The sequence below is a fragment of the Klebsiella sp. CN_Kp100 genome, from assembly GCF_040065315.1.
Taxonomy (GTDB): Bacteria; Pseudomonadota; Gammaproteobacteria; order Enterobacterales; family Enterobacteriaceae; genus Klebsiella; species Klebsiella oxytoca.
The window spans coordinates 208,916-223,330 of sequence record NZ_JBEAIJ010000004.1 but is presented as its reverse complement, the minus strand read 5'-3'; the positions used below and the strand labels follow the sequence as shown (position 1 = coordinate 223,330).

The window sequence follows — 14,415 nt, the reverse complement described above, 5'->3', positions numbered from 1 at the left end:
AGGTTATTAACCTCACTCCCTTCCTCCCCGCTGAAAGTACTTTACAACCCGAAGGCCTTCTTCATACACGCGGCATGGCTGCATCAGGCTTGCGCCCATTGTGCAATATTCCCCACTGCTGCCTCCCGTAGGAGTCTGGACCGTGTCTCAGTTCCAGTGTGGCTGGTCATCCTCTCAGACCAGCTAGGGATCGTCGCCTAGGTGAGCCGTTACCTCACCTACAAGCTAATCCCATCTGGGCACATCCGATGGCAAGAGGCCCGAAGGTCCCCCTCTTTGGTCTTGCGACGTTATGCGGTATTAGCTACCGTTTCCAGTAGTTATCCCCCTCCATCGGGCAGTTTCCCAGACATTACTCACCCGTCCGCCACTCGTCACCCGAGAGCAAGCTCTCTGTGCTACCGTTCGACTTGCATGTGTTAGGCCTGCCGCCAGCGTTCAATCTGAGCCATGATCAAACTCTTCAATTTAAGTTTGATGCTCGTAGAATTAAACTTCGTAATGAATTACGTGTTCACTCTTTGAGACTTGGTATTCATTTTTCGTCCGAAGACGTTAAGAATCCATGTCACTTTGAGTGCCCACACAGATTGTCTGATAAATTGTTAAAGAGCAGTGCAACGCGGCTTTCGCTCACCGTTGCGAGGTGGCGTATATTACGCTTTCCTCTTTCAGAGTCAACCCCGTTTTTCAGGATTTTTTCTCTTCAACCAACCGGCTGTTTGTGTGAAGTGATTCACATCTGCCGTGTCAGTGGGAGCGCATTATAGGGAGCTGCCGGGATATAGCAACCCTTAAAATACAAAAAACTTATCAAGCGCTCATAATTTAAACTTTTCACGACTAACCTTTGCTACGAAAAACCGTAAGAACCCAGGCACCACAAGGCCTGCAGCACATTTTAGCCAAAAATGAGATTTTGCAAAAAACGGCGTTACCCACTTCAGGTTTTCCCTCTTTTATGGTGCCGTTAGTTCAGATGATGAATTAAGCATCAGCCTTGACCCATGACAAAGCGGCTTGAGGGTGCATATTTCTATAATCAGGCCCGTTTCTTCTTATTGGTATAAACCTATGGCTTATCAACTCAACATTAACTGGCCCGAGTTTTTAGAAAAGTACTGGCAAAAGCAGCCGGTGGTATTAAAGAAGGCTTTCGCGAATTTCGTCGATCCGATTACCCCGGATGAACTGGCCGGGCTGGCCATGGAACCGGAAGTCGATAGTCGACTGGTGAGCCTTAAGAATGGTCAATGGCAGGCCAGCAACGGGCCGTTTGAACATTTTGATGGCCTGGGCGAAACCGGCTGGTCGCTATTGGCTCAGGCGGTAAACCACTGGCACATGCCCGCCGCTGAGCTGGTGCGCCCTTTCCGCGTACTGCCGGACTGGCGTTTAGACGACCTGATGATCTCCTTTTCCGTACCGGGCGGCGGCGTGGGCCCGCACATCGACCAGTACGATGTCTTTATTATTCAGGGCATGGGTAGCCGCCGCTGGCGCGTGGGCGATAAGCTGCCGATGCGTCAGTTCTGCCCGCATCCCGCGCTGCTGCACGTCGACCCGTTCCCGCCGATTATTGATGAGGATCTGGAGCCCGGCGATATTCTGTACATTCCGCCGGGATTCCCGCACGACGGAATCACTCACGAAACGGCGCTGAACTACTCCGTTGGCTTCCGCGGGCCAAACGGCCGCGATTTGATCAGCAGCTTTGCCGATTACGCGCTGGAAAACGATCTCGGCGGCGAGCACTACAGCGATCCGGATTTAACCTGCCGTGAACATCCGGGCCGGGTTGAAGAATATGAACTGGAACGTCTGCGCGGCATGATGATCGAGATGATTAGCCAGCCGGAAGATTTCCGCCAGTGGTTTGGACGTTTTGCTACCACGCCGCGCCACGAGCTGGATATTGCGCCAGCTGAACCGCCTTATGCAGAAGAAGAGATTGTCGACGCACTGGAGGGAGGCGAAATGCTGACTCGCCTGAGCGGCCTGCGGGTACTGCACATCGGCGATAGCTTCTTTGTGAATAGTGAACAGCTTGAGCCAACCGAACCTGCGGCACTGGACGCGCTTTGCCGCTATACCCTGCTGGGTAAAGATGAGTTAGGTGAGGCCGCACTGCGCAATCCGGCCTTTATCGCCGAGCTGACCCGTTTGATTAACCAGGGCTATTGGTTCTTCGACGAATAGCGCTTCATCATCTGTTCATATAAAGAAGGCGCGAATAGCGCCTTCTTCTTTTATATCACTACGACGTTATTTTCCGAGCAGCGTCTCATACTGCGCCTGGAACTGCGGCGCGTTCCATGAACCATCAAACAGGGTGTAAGTAATATATCCTTTGTTGAGCCAGCCCGAGTCATTATCCCCTTCCGCCGGTTTTATCGCTTCCGGATTCATCGTCTGTTTTGCAGTGCCGTCCGCCAGCAGTTCATAACCAATCTGCGGCGCGGGGAACTGTTCATTCTCAATATAATGAACGCCCTTAATTTCAGCCGACGGCAGCGGCGGATAGTTAATGCTCAAACCGGACCCTTGCGGCAAAATCGGGCTTCCCGGTTTATGCGCGGCGTTAAGTTTATCAACCAGCGAGACAACGTAATCCACCGAGTCAGGCCAGTACTTATGCGTGCTCGGCCATTTGTTCTTCATCTCTTCTTCCGTGAATCGGTAGCCAATACTGGCGGCAATCGCCGGGAAGCCATAGCGAATGGCGCGGGCTGCAGCGCTAACGGTACCGGAGTTAACCTGCGCCATACCGGTATTGGGGCCGTCGTTAACGCCCGAGATCACCAGATCCGGCGGCGCGTCTTTCAGCACGCCCCACAGGCCGAAATCCAGCGCGTCGGCCGGCGTTCCCGGGAAGCAGTAGCGTTTGTCAGCGGCTTTTTTGACATCAAAGACCTTACCCGTCTTAAAGGTGATTGCCGACCCGATCCCGCTCTGATTCGTTGCCGGCGCCACCATCCAGACGTCATATCCTTTGGCCGCCAGTTTTTCCTGCAGCGATGTGGTTCCCACAGACTGGCAGCCATCGTCGTTAACCAACAGTATTTTCAGCGGTTTTTCAGCAGCCTGTACGCCAGCGGCAGATAACGCCAGAATGGCGGCAGTCAGAATTTTCGTTCTCATCATCACTCCTTGTTAGGTAGCAGAGGTATTTATCAGGCGCAAAAAAAAACCTAAGACTCCTGCCGCACGCCAAATTGGCGGACAGGAGTCTTAGGTTTTGCCTGTGGTCAGTAACAATCCCAGAGTGAAGCGAAAATAACGCCAGTGCGCGGCAGAGTCCAGAGCGGACATCATTATTTTGTGACGGAGATCAATCCCCAATAATTATTTAAGTCAAAAACTGCCAATTATTCTGAAAATTAAACTTAAGATACATCTCAACCAGCAAAATTACCTTCATGAAGACGATCACATTTATTGACAATAACAATAAATAGAGGGTGTCTTTTTGCATAATTAGTGCTAACGTCGCCACTGTTGGATTGTTACTGTCAAGAACAGGCGAAACCTACGTCATAGAGTTCGAGCGAACATAGCTTTATTTATGCTTCGCGTCGAATATCTGACGTAGGTTTTTTTTTGCTTATAAAAAGACCATTCAGGTGGAGCGTTATATGAAGAAGTGGCTTATAGCATTAATGATAGCGGCAGGTGCGGCAACCTGCTCGGCAGAGGAAGTTAAAAACGACGATGGCGTGAATATCTATTTCGCTCGTCACGGCAAAACGCTGCTGAATACGTTTGACCGCGTACAGGGTTGGGCTGACTCCCCGCTTACTGAAGACGGCATTCGCGTCGCACGTTATCTCGGCGAGGGACTAAAAGGCATTCCATTTGATAGCTTCTATTCCAGCGATGCCGGACGTCAGCGTGAAACCATGCAGGTGATACTTAAGCAAGCCGGAGTAAGTGATTACAAACTTACTGAGCTAAGCGGCCTGCGGGAAGCCTTCTTCGGCGGTTTTGAAGGCGGCTCTAACAAAGATATGGCCGACGCCGGCGCCAAACAGCTGGGGCTTAAAGATGGCGCTGCGCTGTTCAGCCAAATGAAAGCGGGCACCCTGGCCGTTGATACCAACCAGAATGCGCTGGCTGCAGCCGATCCCAAAGGCATGGCGGAAAACTATCAGCAGGTAAAAACCCGCACCCAGGCAGCGCTGCATACCATCGTTGAAAACGCGCAGGCCCGGGGCGATAAAAACGTGCTGGCGATTTCATCCGGTACCGCAATGCAGATCATGATTTCCGACTTAACGGACGATAACGCGAAAAACAAACCGCTTGCCAATGCCGCGGTGGTTAAAATTGTTTATAAAGACGGCAAATATACCGTTCCTGAAATCGGCACTATGAAATATGTCGAAGCCGGAAAACAGGCTCTCGATAAAAAATAATACCCACGCTTAATTATTTATTACGGCAGACTTCAGGCGAAAACACCTCGCCTGGATCGCTGCGTCCCTACTCTGGGGTTTATTATGAAAATCAATACTACAACAGTCGCCATTATGCTGCTGGCTATTCCCGCCAGCGCCTGGTCAGCTTCGACCACTAACAGCCTGAAGGAGCGCGATTATATCGATACCGTGCTCGACGATCCGTTATTCAGCCAGTCTCATCTGAATTTATCCTTTAAAAACTACTGGAAATATCTTAAGGAAGAAGAGACCGAGCCGAAGAAAGTCCATAATGCCTGGGGTCAGGGCGTCGCTGTCGATTATCAGTCCGGCTATTTTACCGATATTATTGGCTTTGATGCCACATACTACGGGGCGGTAAAGCTCGGCGCCAGCGATTACTTTAACTCCCGCGGCGTACTCTATAACAACGGCAGCGGAAATAACAAAAGCAACGCTGAAGGCTTTTCCAAATTTGGTCAACGCAATATCAAGCTGCAGTATCGCCTGGCGGACACTCATCTGAACGCCCGCTGGGGCTGGCAGACGATGAAAAACTTTGGCGTCATCTCCAACTCGACCCGCCTCTCTCCGACCACCTACCTGGGCTGGACCGGCGCGGTGAACTACGGTCCCTTCACGCTGCGCGGCGCGTACATCGAAAGCGCGATGGATCGTAACTCGCCGGATAAGAAACGCTTCCAGACCAACAGCGGACAGTACATTAACCATATCGCCAGCGGCGATATTCTGTGGCAAAGCGAGCACCTGAACATGCAGTACGGCTATGGTGAAAGCGACAACTATCTGCGCCGCCATATTCTGTTTACCAATATTAAGCCGATAAAAGCGCTGAACATCGGTACTCAGGTCTACGCCACTCACGCGCTGGACGAGTATAAAGCGATGCCGGCAAATAAGCGTGACTTTGACGATGATGCCTGGCACATCGCCATGGATGTGAAGTGGCAGGCGGACAACTGGAGCACCAAGTGGGGTCTGGGCTATACCGATGCGAATAAGGCCAATGAAGTGGGCTTCTACCCGCGCCATATGAGTAAAAACTCGCGCGGGACCTTTATCTCAATGGCTTACGCCGGCAACGACTATATGCGCGACGGTGAACTGGTTCTCTCTAATATGTCGGACTATAACCTGACGCCGGAGCTGGCTATCGGTCTCGCCGGCAACATCGCCCAGTTTAACTACCGCGGCAACCACGTCCGTACCGGGGAAATTAACGCCTTCAGCCGCTGGGTGCCGACGCACCCGAGACTGAAAAATCTCACCGTCTGGGCGATGTTCGGGCCGGGCTGGTCCTATAAGATGAATGGCAAAACGCCGGTGCTTACCGACGGCCATTACAGCCGGGCCAACTCGCTCTCTTCGGAAGTGATTATCGAATATAAATTTAATCTGTTCTGATACGCCCGCCCCGCCGGTCATGGCGGGGCAACCCTCCCCGGCTACTTCTTCACCTCATTAAGCTCATCGTTATAGCTTTCCCGCGTCACGCAGACGCACAGGATGGTAATTAGCGCCATGCAGGCGAGAAACAGCGAGATGGGCCACGATGCGCCACCGGACCACACCAGCAGTAAGGTACCGATCATCGGCGTTAAGCCGCCGACGATATTCGCCAACTGGAAGCCGAGCGACACGCCGGTGTAGCGCACGCTGGTGTCAAAAAGCTCCGAAAAGAAGGCGGGCTGGACGCTGAACATCATGCCCAGCCCCACGGAATAGCAGAAGGTGGTGGCGAACATAAACATCTTCACCGAGCCGGAGTCGATCATCCAGAACAGCGGGAAGGCAAAGATCAGCGTGATCGCGGCGCCGGCCAGATAGACCGGTCGGCGGCCAATTTTATCGGACAGCCAGCCGAAGAAAGGAAAGGTAAAAATGCCGACAAAACTGGCCAGCAGCAGCCCGTTCAGCGCCGTTTCGCGAGTAAAGTTGAGTTCCCGGGTCACGTAGGACATAAAGAACGCCACCGTCAGCCAGCCCAGAACAATCTCCCCCATGCGCATACCCATCGCCAGGAATACCGCTTTACGGTGATGTTTGAGCACGGTGAGAACAGGAAACTTCTGCTCGGCCGCTTTCGGCGCGTTCTGCTGCTGCTTCTGATTCTCCTGAAACACCGGCGTCTCTTCGATCCTTGAGCGGATAAACATCCCGACGAACAGCAGCGCGATGCTTAACAGGAAAGGCACGCGCCAGCCCCAGGACATCAGGTCATCCTCCGGCAGCATCACCACCAGCGCAAAAACGCCGGTGGCGATAAACAGGCCAAGCACGTTGCCCAACTGAACAAAGGTGCCGAAAAAGCCCCGGCGATGGCGCGGCGCATACTCGGTGATCAGCGTCGTCGCCCCGCCCCATTCGCCGCCGATGGCAAAGCCCTGGCAGAGGCGCAAAAAGATAAGTATCAACGGCGCTGCGTTGCCTATGGTGTCGTAGCTGGGGATTAATCCTATGAAAAACGTCGAAATACCCATAATCATCAGCGACAGAACCAGCGATTTCTTGCGGCCGATCTTATCGCCATAGTGGCCAAATACGATGGCACCGATGGGCCGGCTAACGAAGGTAATCGACAGCGTCAGGAAGGATACCAGCAGCGCCATCAGCGGCGAGAGGTTAGGAAAAAACAGCGACGGAAACACCAGCGCGGCGGCGGTACCGTAGATAAAAAAGTCATAGAACTCAATCGTTGTGCCAGAAAGACCGGAGCCCAGCACGGTGAGCAGCTTTCTTCTTTCATGGGTTTGTTGCGATGTTTGTTCATTTTTTGCAGGGGCAATGGCGGGCGAGGTAAGCAGGGTCATCATTAAATCCTCTGTCCTGAATCATTATTGTTTAGTCGGGCAGCACCTGGCTAACATCGTTGGCGAGGGAAAATCACCAACAAGCTAACTCGAATTAGCTAATTATAACAAGATACAGAAATTCACAACGTAAATGCTAAAAGAGTGTGACCAGGATCGGTTAAATTTTAACACTCCTGTCAATCACCCCAGACAAAATGCTCAAACGGAAAAATAAATAATTCAATAATTTCAATTCATTAAATATCAAACCTGAATTTACCGTCCTCGCTGCGCTTCCCGCCCGCCTTTCTGCACGCCTTTAAACCGCCTCAGCAAACTTTCCTCGTCACTTCACCCCACCTTTTAAAATAATGTTTTTAAAATTAATTAGTTAAAAATTTCACATTGATAGCCATCACAAATCCCCGGCAAAGGGTTTGTCCCTGTCTTTTTTTTATCCTAATTTGCTAATTCGAGTTAGCCATAGAAATCAGTCTGCCTGAAGCGGCTGATGCGGCGCTAATCCCTGCGCAGAACGATCAACGATAACTAAGCGACCTACCCCCTACAGGAGAAATTCACATGTTGAATTTAACGTTACCCGCCGAAGCCGGGCTTATTACCCCGCAGCCAGGCGAAGTCTTGATGGTCACCAATGCGGATCTCCGCGAACCGGCAAACGTCACCTGCTGGCCCACGCAGAAGCTGTTTGAACAGCGTCTGGAAACGGCGCTGGAAACATTAGGCTACCGCCTGCGCCGCGCCCATCCGGTCAACGAACGCCGCGGCCACGGGTTTATCAGCAGCCAGAAAGAGGGTAGCGAGCTGTTCGCCGGGATCGATCCGGATGCGCCGATTATTGTCCTGCTTACCGCCTGGCAATACTCCCATCACCTTGCGCCTTCGCTGGTACATCATCGCGGCCCTATTTTGCTGCTCGCCAATTTTGACGGCACCTGGCCGGGCCTCGTCGGCATGCTCTGTATGGCAGGCTGCCTCACCAGCCTGGAGCGCAACTACTCGCGGCTGTGGTCGGAAACCTTCGCTGACGAGGCGTTTATTCGCGGCCTGGACACCTGGCTGCGCGACGGCCATCTCAGCCATAAGCTCGGCTATCTGCATCCGGTTGCGCCCAGCGCGCCGCTGCTGGCCAGCGAAGCCGGACAGATCGGCGTGAAGGTTGGGCAGTCGATCCTCAAACACAAGGCCATTGTCGGCCTGTTCGATACCTTCTGTATGGGGATGATCAACGGCGTGTTCCCGCAAAAAGCGATGATCGACGTAGGGATGCCGGTGGAGTCGCTGTCGCAATCGGCGCTGCTGGTTGAAATGAACAAAGTGCCGACCGACCTGCGCGAAGCCTGTCTCGACTGGTATGAGACCCGCGGCATGCGCTTCCGGTTCGGCGCCGACGGGACGAAGGAACTGACCCGGGAGCAGGTGCTGGAACAGTGCGCGATGATGATCGCCATGGCGCGCTTCGTGAAGCGCTTCGGCCTGACGGCGGTGGGCGTGCAGTATCAGCAGGGGCTCAAAGACAGCTGCGCCGCCTCGGATTTTGCCGAAGGCGCCATCGGCAACGCGGAACGTTTCCCGATCCCGGATGAGAACGGCGAGATCGTCTTCCCGGACGCGCCGATCCCCTGCATCAACGAGGTGGATATGGGCAGCGCCATCCCACAGGTGATGCTGGCGAAGCTGCTCGGCGCACTGGGCATGGCGAGCGAAACCACCCTTCACGATATCCGCTGGGGTAGCGAATACAACGGCACGTTCTACTGGGATCTGGAGATCTCCGGCGCGGTGCCGTTCGCCCATCTGAAGGGCGGGATCGCCGGGGCCACCGGCTATCGCCAGCCGGCGATGTTCTTCCCCTACGGCGGCTCGACCATTGCCGGTCAGGGCAAAGCCGGACGCTTTATCTGGGCACGAGCGCATTACGAAGGTACCCAGGTGATCCTGCATATCGGCACCGGCACCGCCGTCGAACTGCCGCATGACGAATTCGAACGCCGCCGCCGGGCAACCAACTACGAGTGGCCATTACTCAACGCCGTTCTCGACGGGGTTTCGCGCGACGATTTAATGGCGGGCCACCAGAGCAACCATCTCAGTCTGGCTTATGTAGAAGAGGAGGTATTATCCGAAGTGCTGAACGCCTTTATTGCCCAGGCGCTGACGCAAAATATGAAAGTCTTTATCGCAGGCGATGCGCATTTATTAATGAAATAACAACTGATTCGCTTATGTAATTTTTACGTTGTTAGCGATCCTGGCAAACATCCGCTTCATTCGTCTCTTTATCGCCCATAAAGAGCGGATTAACGCGCATCTGTCCGGGCGGGCCCTCCGCCTGCCCGGATAAGAGAGGATTATATGTATCAGCAGCAACATATTGAATTTATTATCCAGAAGGCAAAGAAACGGCTCGATCAGCAGGAGGCCCCCGGCTGCACCAAAGCGGGATGGCTAATGATCACCGCATTATTAATTGAGTCATGGGATATTTATTCCATGGCGTTTATTTTATTCGCCCTGAAAGATATTTATGAGCCCAGCAGCTGGCTGCTTGGTTTTACCGCCGCCGGCACCCAGCTTGGCGCGGTGGTCGGCGCGCTGCTCGGCGGCTGGCTGACCGATAAGCTCGGACGGCGTAAAATTTTCCTCTGGTCGATGATCCTGTTCGCGATCTTCGCCGTTCTTCAGGGCCTGGCGCCCAATATGTACTGGCTGGCGATTATTCGCTGCCTCGCCGGGATCCCGGTGGGCGCGGACGTGGCTAACGGCTTTACCTACATCATGGAGGTGATGCCGAAGGGCAAGCGCGAAGTGATGGCTAACCGCTGGCAGTTTATGTTCGCGCTGGGGATTATCGCCGCCATTCTGCTGGTCACCACGCTGGTGGCGCTTGATGTTCACCCGGATATGATTTGGCGCATCGTGCTGGCGGTCCCGGCGATCCCGGCCTGCCTGCTGCTGTTTATGCGTCGGGAGCTGCCGGAGACGCCGGCGTGGTTCGTCGAACGCGGCCGCTTTATCGAAGCGAAACAAGCCTCCCGTGACTATTACGGCGAACAGGATGGCCGTCTGCTGGACGATATTCTGCCCAACGAAAACGTCACCATCGCCGACCCGACACTCAAAGAGACGCTGCACGATCTGTTCCGTCGTCCCTTTACCCGCCGCACCACCCTGTTCGGCTGGTTCTCCTGCGCCGTGCAGTCGTTTGAAAACTACGCCTTCTCCTTCTTCCTGCCGCTGATCCTCGTCACCATCGGGATTTCCGGGCAGATCCAGAATAACCTCGCCCTGCTGGCGGTGAACTGTATCGCCGCGCTCTCGGCGTTTGTCGGCCCGCTGCTGTTACCGAAGCTCGGGCATAAGGGACTGAGCAAATACGGCTTCCTGCTGGTCACCATCGGCATCTCAATTTCGGCGTGGGGCGTCTACAGCAGCAGCTTTGGTTTTATCATTTTCGGCGCGGCGCTGATGCTGTGGGGCCATTACTGGGATTCCGAAAGCGGCATGACGGTGATCTCGCTGGTGGCAAAACCGCGCTATCGCGGCGTGGCCTCCGGCATCGGCTATACCATCGTCAAGGTCACCGCCTTCGTCACCACCCTGGTCTTTCCGGCCCTGTTTGAAGCGGTCGGCGTACCGGTCGCCTCAATGATTATCGCGATCGCGCCGTTCTGCGCCTTCCTCGCCTCTATCTTCCTGCTACCGGAAGTCTTCGGCCATGCGGTGGGCGACGAGAACGATCGAGAACATGACGCCAGCCCGGCAATCGCCCTGGAGGGGCATGAATCCCCGGCCTCCAAACATTAACCGCCCGGGCCGCAGGGGCGGCCCCCGCTGAACCCATAAAGGAAGGAATCAGATGAACAGCACAAAAATGCCCGTAATTGAAAATATCGAACTGATGACCGCCCGCGTTCCGCTGCCGGAAGGCCCGTGGGGGGATCAGATTCACCACGTCACCGATATCGAAGTGGCGATTGTTGACGTCTACGGTTCTAACGGCCACGTCGGCACCGGCTTTAGCCACACTTCCGGCTGGTGCGGGAAAACCATCTCTGCGCTGATTGCCGAGATTATCCCGGACGTTATTGGCCAGCCGCTCTCCCCGCGCGGCCTGTGGCATCGCTCGTATAAACACGTACACGACGTCGGCGGCGCGGGCGTCACCACCCATGCCCTGGCGGCGCTGGATATTGCCTACTGGGATCTGTTAGGTAAAACCCTCAATGCGCCGATTATCGACATTCTTGGCCGCGTGCGCGATCGCGTTCCGCTGTACGGCAGCGGCATCAACCTGCATCTGTCCATTGAGGAAGTGATTGACCAGGTCAAACGCTGGAAAAGCACCGGCTACCTGGCGGCGAAAGTGAAAGTGGGCAAACCGACGCTGGAAGAGGACGTAGAGCGGCTGCGTAAGATTCAGGAGGCGGTGCCGGGCTTCCCGCTGGCGGTAGACGCCAACCAGGGCTGGAACTTCCCGCAGGCGCTGCGCGCATTCAAGCTGTTCGAGCCGCTTAACCTGCTGTGGATTGAGGAGCCGCTGCCCTCCGACGATATCGCCGGCCACCTGCGGCTGCGCGAACGCAGCGCCACGCCTATCGCGCTGGGAGAAAACGTCTATAACTTAAACCAGTTTACGCAGTACATCGAGAGCGGCAGCGCGGATTACATCCAGGCAGATCTCGGCCGCGTCGGCGGGATCACCGGCTATCTGGATATCGCCGCCGTCGCCCGCGCGCACAACCTGCCGATGACGCCGCATTTTGTCATGGAGCTCAGCGCCAGCCTGCTGGCTACGGTGCCGAATATCTCATACGCCGAGATGACCGACGGCGGGCGCTGGAAAGATCTGCGCATCATCGCCGAAGCGGGCGAAGAGGTGGACGGCTACTACGTGCCGAGCGAAAGGCCGGGCCACGGCATTATTCTCGATCGTGATTACCTCGCAACCCACAAAATCTAACCACGCAGTGAGGGGAAAGGACAATGGAAGACACGTTATTCTCGGTTAAAGACAAGGTCATCATTGTGACCGGCGGCCTTGGACAGCTGGGGGCGCAGTATGTGAAGACGTTACACGAACGCGGCGCGAAAGTGGCGGCGCTGGCCACCCGCGTCGATGCCGCGCGCGTCGACCGCGTGCTGGGGGCGATTAAGGACTCCGACCGCCTGCTGTGCGCGGAAGTGAATATTACCGATAAAGCCAGCATTAACCGGGTGCTGGACAGCATTGAAGCGAAGTGGGGCGTGCCGGATGGCCTGGTCAACAACGCGGGCGTCGATACCCAGCCCAGCGCGCCGCCGGAAGTCTCCGGGCCGTTTGAGGAGTTCCCGGAAGAGGTGTTCCGCGAGGTGGTGGAAGTGAACCTGGTCGGCACCTTCCTGATGACCCAGCAGGTCGGCAAACGCATGAAGCAGGCCGGCAAAGGCGGCTCGATCATCAACGTCGGTTCGATCTACGGCGTGGTCTCTCCGGTGCAGGATATCTACAGCTACAAAAAAGAGGACACCGGCATTCCGTTCGTCAAACCGGTGGCCTATTCGGCGGCAAAGTCCGGGCTGTATAACTTTACCCGCTACTGCGCCACCTACTGGGGGCGCGACGGCATTCGCGTCAATACCCTGACCCTCTCCGGCGTCGAGCGCAGCGATCAGGACCCGCGCTTTCAGAAAAACTACACCCACCGTATTCCCATCGGGCGGATGGCGAAAGCCCACGAGTACAACGGCGCGGTGGTGTTTTTGCTCTCCGACGCCTCGGTCTATATGACCGGTTCCAACGTGGTGGTGGATGGAGGCTGGACCGCATGGTAAGCGATAAATGGCAGCGTTTTCGCGGCATTATCTCCGCGGTGGTGACGCCGATGCACGCCGATGAGTCGGTGAACTACGCGGCGCTGGACGCGCTCGCCCGCGCCCAGCTGGCGCGCGGGGTTGAAGGCTTTTACTGCTGCGGCTCCTCCGGGGAGGGACCGTTGCTGCGTTTCGATGAGCGCAGGCAGGTGCTGGCGACGCTGGTGCAGTCGGCGGGCGGTCAGGTGCCGGTGATCGCCCACGTCGGGACGCCACGCACCCGGGACGCCGTCGAGCTGGCGAAGCACGCCGAGCAGGACGGCGCCAGCGCGGTGTCGCTGGTGCCGCCCTACTACTACAAATATAGCCGCGAGGAGATTATCGCCTACTACCGTCGGGTGCTGGACGCCATTTCGATTCCGGTGATTTTGTATAATATTCCGCAGTTTACCGGCGTCGAGCTGGATGCCCAGAGCGCCGACGCGCTGCTCGGCGAAGAGCAGGTTCTGGGGGTGAAGCATACTTCGCATAACCTCTATTCGCTGGAACGCATGATCGCCCGCTACCCGGAGAAAGTCTTTTTTAACGGTTTCGATGAGATCTTCCTTTCCAGCCTCGCGGCGGGCGCGACGGCCACGGTTGGCACCACGGTTAACCTGCAGCCGGAGCTGTTTCTCGCCCTGCGCAGCGCTTTTCAGCAGGGCGACATCGCCCGGGCGCAGCGCCTGCAGCAGCAGATCAACGAGGTGGTGGAGCAACTGGTCGCGCGCGGCGTGTTCCAGTCGGCGAAGTATCTTACCGCGAAAGAGACCGTCGATACCGGCCCCACCCGCGAGCCGTTTGTGGCGCTGACGGCGGCGCAGAAAGGCGAGCTGGATGACCTCTATCTGCGCTTACGGAGGTATATCGCCGATGCCGGACAATGACGCGTTCTGTCCCCAGGTCCGTCTGAACGATAGCGTTATATGCCAGCAGGTCGCGCGGTTTTTACAAGAGACGGAAAGCGATGCGCGAACCCGGGGGCTGGCAGTGGCGGTTGTCGGGCCGGAGGGCGAGCTCATCGCCTTTGGCGCGCACGCTCGCTGCCCGCCGCTACCGCGCCAGCTGGCGCAGCGCAAGGCCTGGAGCGCCCTGCGCTTTCGCCGTCCGACGGCAACGCTGGCGCAAGAGGTCAGCGACGGCGCCCTGCAGCTGGCGGTATTTAACGACCCGCAGCTGCTGGCGATGCCGGGCGGTGAGCCGGTGATAGTTGAAGGGCTGGCTATTGGCGGCGTCGGGATCAGCGGCCTGCCACCGGAGCTGGACGCCGGGCTGGCGGCGCGGTTTGTTCAGCGATTGATTTGATGAGGGATCGTTAAGGGTTCCCGGAT

At 56.0% G+C, this 14,415-nt stretch carries 11 protein-coding genes and 1 rRNA gene; 9 read left to right on the top strand and 3 right to left on the bottom strand.

Translation table 11 applies throughout. The features are described from left to right. A 16S ribosomal RNA gene (locus ABLV12_RS05060) occupies nt 1-470 on the bottom strand; the annotation flags it as partial. Between the two features lie 604 nt (nt 471-1,074). Between ABLV12_RS05060 and ABLV12_RS05055 the strand changes: the two genes are divergently transcribed. Next, the gene (locus tag ABLV12_RS05055; RefSeq protein WP_004117641.1) at nt 1,075-2,199 is read left to right on the top strand and encodes a cupin domain-containing protein; all 1,125 of its coding nucleotides are present in this window, start codon (nt 1,075-1,077) and stop codon (nt 2,197-2,199) included. A 66-nt stretch (nt 2,200-2,265) separates the two neighbouring features. On the opposite strand, the gene surE is transcribed toward ABLV12_RS05055, so the two are convergent. Then, nucleotides 2,266-3,141, bottom strand: a complete 876-nt coding sequence (gene surE / locus ABLV12_RS05050; RefSeq protein WP_004108710.1) for a 5'/3'-nucleotidase SurE — start codon at nt 3,139-3,141, stop codon at nt 2,266-2,268. Between the two features lie 494 nt (nt 3,142-3,635). Between surE and ABLV12_RS05045 the strand changes: the two genes are divergently transcribed. Together ABLV12_RS05045 and ABLV12_RS05040 are read left to right on the top strand one after the other, a co-directional pair. Then, complete coding sequence (locus tag ABLV12_RS05045) at nt 3,636-4,415, top strand: histidine phosphatase family protein (protein WP_348866873.1); 780 nt, start codon at nt 3,636-3,638, stop codon at nt 4,413-4,415. A gap of 84 nt (nt 4,416-4,499) precedes the next feature. After that, entirely contained in the window at nt 4,500-5,843 is a 1,344-nt protein-coding gene (locus tag ABLV12_RS05040; protein WP_348866872.1) for an OprD family outer membrane porin, read from the top strand. Nucleotides 5,844-5,884: 41 nt separating this feature from the next. On the opposite strand, the gene ABLV12_RS05035 is transcribed toward ABLV12_RS05040, so the two are convergent. Next, nucleotides 5,885-7,249 carry an MFS transporter gene (locus ABLV12_RS05035; RefSeq protein WP_024273671.1) on the bottom strand — a complete coding sequence of 455 codons (1,365 nt, stop codon included), beginning with the start codon at nt 7,247-7,249 and terminating at the stop codon, nt 5,885-5,887. A gap of 564 nt (nt 7,250-7,813) precedes the next feature. Here ABLV12_RS05035 and ABLV12_RS05030 point away from each other — a divergent pair. From ABLV12_RS05030 to ABLV12_RS05005, 6 genes are all read left to right on the top strand, one after another. Continuing rightward, on the top strand, nt 7,814-9,463 hold the full coding sequence (locus tag ABLV12_RS05030; protein ID WP_348866871.1) for a signal transduction protein: 1,650 nt from the start codon (nt 7,814-7,816) through the stop codon (nt 9,461-9,463). Nucleotides 9,464-9,607: 144 nt separating this feature from the next. Then, nucleotides 9,608-11,059: an MFS transporter gene (locus tag ABLV12_RS05025; RefSeq protein WP_004117633.1), complete on the top strand. Its 1,452-nt coding sequence runs from the start codon at nt 9,608-9,610 to the stop codon at nt 11,057-11,059. A 52-nt stretch (nt 11,060-11,111) separates the two neighbouring features. After that, nucleotides 11,112-12,215, top strand: coding sequence for a mandelate racemase/muconate lactonizing enzyme family protein (locus ABLV12_RS05020; RefSeq protein ID WP_004108723.1), 1,104 nt, complete (start codon nt 11,112-11,114; stop codon nt 12,213-12,215). A 23-nt stretch (nt 12,216-12,238) separates the two neighbouring features. Further along, nucleotides 12,239-13,066 carry an SDR family oxidoreductase gene (locus tag ABLV12_RS05015; protein ID WP_004108725.1) on the top strand — a complete coding sequence of 276 codons (828 nt, stop codon included), beginning with the start codon at nt 12,239-12,241 and terminating at the stop codon, nt 13,064-13,066. Beyond that, entirely contained in the window at nt 13,060-13,971 is a 912-nt protein-coding gene (locus ABLV12_RS05010; RefSeq protein ID WP_123830115.1) for a dihydrodipicolinate synthase family protein, read from the top strand. Before ABLV12_RS05015 ends, ABLV12_RS05010 begins: the two co-directional genes overlap by 7 nt. Next, nucleotides 13,958-14,389: a heme-binding protein gene (locus ABLV12_RS05005; RefSeq protein ID WP_348866870.1), complete on the top strand. Its 432-nt coding sequence runs from the start codon at nt 13,958-13,960 to the stop codon at nt 14,387-14,389. Before ABLV12_RS05010 ends, ABLV12_RS05005 begins: the two co-directional genes overlap by 14 nt. Nucleotides 14,390-14,415 lie beyond the last annotated feature (26 nt).

Coding starts and splice junctions, on each gene's coding strand:
- ABLV12_RS05055 (WP_004117641.1), top strand. CDS start 1,075: ATGGCTTATCAACTCAACATTAACTGGCCCGAGTTTTTAGAAAAGTAC.
- surE (WP_004108710.1), bottom strand. CDS start 3,141: ATGAGAACGAAAATTCTGACTGCCGCCATTCTGGCGTTATCTGCCGCT.
- ABLV12_RS05045 (WP_348866873.1), top strand. CDS start 3,636: ATGAAGAAGTGGCTTATAGCATTAATGATAGCGGCAGGTGCGGCAACC.
- ABLV12_RS05040 (WP_348866872.1), top strand. CDS start 4,500: ATGAAAATCAATACTACAACAGTCGCCATTATGCTGCTGGCTATTCCC.
- ABLV12_RS05035 (WP_024273671.1), bottom strand. CDS start 7,249: ATGACCCTGCTTACCTCGCCCGCCATTGCCCCTGCAAAAAATGAACAA.
- ABLV12_RS05030 (WP_348866871.1), top strand. CDS start 7,814: ATGTTGAATTTAACGTTACCCGCCGAAGCCGGGCTTATTACCCCGCAG.
- ABLV12_RS05025 (WP_004117633.1), top strand. CDS start 9,608: ATGTATCAGCAGCAACATATTGAATTTATTATCCAGAAGGCAAAGAAA.
- ABLV12_RS05020 (WP_004108723.1), top strand. CDS start 11,112: ATGAACAGCACAAAAATGCCCGTAATTGAAAATATCGAACTGATGACC.
- ABLV12_RS05015 (WP_004108725.1), top strand. CDS start 12,239: ATGGAAGACACGTTATTCTCGGTTAAAGACAAGGTCATCATTGTGACC.
- ABLV12_RS05010 (WP_123830115.1), top strand. CDS start 13,060: ATGGTAAGCGATAAATGGCAGCGTTTTCGCGGCATTATCTCCGCGGTG.
- ABLV12_RS05005 (WP_348866870.1), top strand. CDS start 13,958: ATGCCGGACAATGACGCGTTCTGTCCCCAGGTCCGTCTGAACGATAGC.